Source organism: Psychrobacter sp. 1U2, from assembly GCF_051847575.1.
Genome location: NZ_JBPYDC010000329.1, coordinates 1 through 1,202 on the forward strand (window position 1 = coordinate 1; position 1,202 = coordinate 1,202).

General features: G+C 41.1%; 1 protein-coding gene. It reads left to right on the forward strand.

The annotated features are described in order from the left end of the window. Positions 1-1,172 (forward strand): Ig-like domain-containing protein (locus tag ACS8FD_RS15555; RefSeq protein ID WP_439276515.1); only part of this gene is annotated, 1,172 nt, incomplete at its 5' end. Positions 1,173-1,202: the final 30 nt, after the last annotated feature.

A 1,202-nucleotide genomic window follows, 5' to 3' on the forward strand; every position in this document is an offset into this window, starting at 1 on the left:
TTAGAGCGACAACGCCTGCAAAAATGCTGTTCCAAGCAGTAAAATCCGTTATTACCCCAGGCGGTAGCACTGAAGTTGTTGCTACGGTTAAGGATAGAAATGATGTTCCTGTAGAAGGTCAAACGGTCGTCTTTAGCCGGGCTGCTGACTTATCAGCTGGTCGTCTATCTGCAGCTACAGCAGTGACTGATAGCAAAGGTGAGGCGCGTGTGGTGTATCTAGCAAACGCCAGCTCACCTATTGGCGGCGTTATAGTCAATGCGCGCTTATTGAATGACAATGCAGGAATTGGTACCAAAGAGGCGAAGATTACGGTCTCAGAAGAGGCGGTCTATACTACCCTAGCGTTCAGTAATAAGTTATCTTCTGACAATATCTATTACACAGTACAGGGCTCAATCTCTGTTATGGATGGTTCGGGCCGTGCGGTCACTGATACCGAAGTATCGATTAAGTCTTATGCTATCGAATATGCACAAGGCAGAGTATGTCTATTAGATAGCAATATTTCTTATACAGACTTAGGTTTTATAAACAGTACCTTTACTGAACAAGTACCGATTATATTTGAATCTAGCTGGAAGCCTACAGAGGATCCTGACTATAACTATACCTTAGATAAAGATGATGATATCAACAATAATGAAAGTCTAGAGACCATTAATCCAGTCGCTATCATTGGTGGTCAAGTATCAGACGATGGTTATTCGTTTATCACTGATAAAGAAGGTCGTGCTGATTTTCAGATTCGCTATCCTATTCGCTACTCGAACTGGGTGAAAGTACGTTTTGATGCCTCTACATTCTTAAACGGTAGTGAAAACACACAAAGTATTAATTATGGTTTGCCATATCTAGCAGACGATCTGAGAGTTGAAGGATCGAACTTGTTTAACCCTTGGATAGGTGGTAGCAGTCCATTTGGCACTGGCGGAGCTACTTGTGTTAACAGTATGAGCGTAAGCGTTAACGATCAGACTAACAAAACCACCGTATCTTTATCCCCTTATCAACCAGGCTACGCCGTTTCCATTAACGGTGTGCCTAGTAATCCTCCAAGCACAAGTACTGAATCCTTCTTTGTAGATTTTGATCAAGCATTTGATATAGGCTCTACAATTGATGTTAGTAATAATGGTTTTAGTTTCTCAAGAGTGCTTAAAGTTGATTAGTAGTTAACAAATATTGTTCAAGTAATTAAC